The 760-nt window shown below is 58.9% G+C and carries 1 pseudogene; it reads right to left on the bottom strand.

Features of this window, described 5'->3' with window-relative positions:
- A pseudogene (locus EOA86_RS36965) lies at window positions 1-363 on the bottom strand (hypothetical protein); the annotation flags it as partial.
- Window positions 364-760 lie beyond the last annotated feature (397 nt).

Genomic DNA, 760 nt, shown 5'->3' with positions numbered 1-760 from the left:
ATCCCCAGGTTCCTCGATTTCTTGCTCCCTTGTCGGCGCGCTTTCGCCGAGCTTGCTGGCTAAGAAATCGACGTAGCGGGCCTTGGTCTTGCTATCGATAGTCCGGTCTCTGTGCCTCAGGAGCGTCACGCTCGGTATCCCGCCCATCGCCGCGAACACCTTCGGTTCAACCCGCTTTCCAGCACGCCGGGCTAGGTCAGAAAAAAAGAAAAATAGAACGGCGATCGCAACGGCAGTGAACGCCTGCGAGGGCCCAATCGAGGTCCATGAAACCGCGAAGAATGCCAGAGCCAGCGCGGGCACGAGGGTCAACAATGCAGGAAATAGACGCGCCTTGAGCGCATACTTGTCTAGGATGTTCACGCTACCCGCCCACGCCTCTGCGCTTTACCTCAGGATATAGGGGCGGGTTCACGGCAATTCACGTTTGGTAAACAAAATGTGAATATGATTGGGCCGCGCGCAAGCCGCAGCTCTGAGTGCGCGCGCGACCCTTCCTTCCAGCAGATGATGCGAACGGCAAGGTCCCACCCGAAGCAGCCGTTTATCACGGGTGCCAAGCGATAGGTCTTCACAACTAGCGCCGGGTCCTGTCCCCAGAGGTGTCGTAGCTCGGCGGCAACGGAAGCCGCTCGCGAGCGCGCCCTAAACAGCGCCGTAGAGAGCGAGCGGCTGGATCGGAGCCTCCTTCGACGTCTCCTAACTTGAGATTGCCCCTCCTCGTGCAATTTCCTCGAGCAGCACATTCTCAGGTTAACAG

The organism is Mesorhizobium sp. M5C.F.Ca.IN.020.32.2.1 (genome assembly GCF_004023105.1).
GTDB lineage: Bacteria > Pseudomonadota > Alphaproteobacteria > Rhizobiales > Rhizobiaceae > Mesorhizobium > Mesorhizobium wenxiniae.
This window is presented reverse-complemented; position numbering and strand designations above follow the sequence as displayed.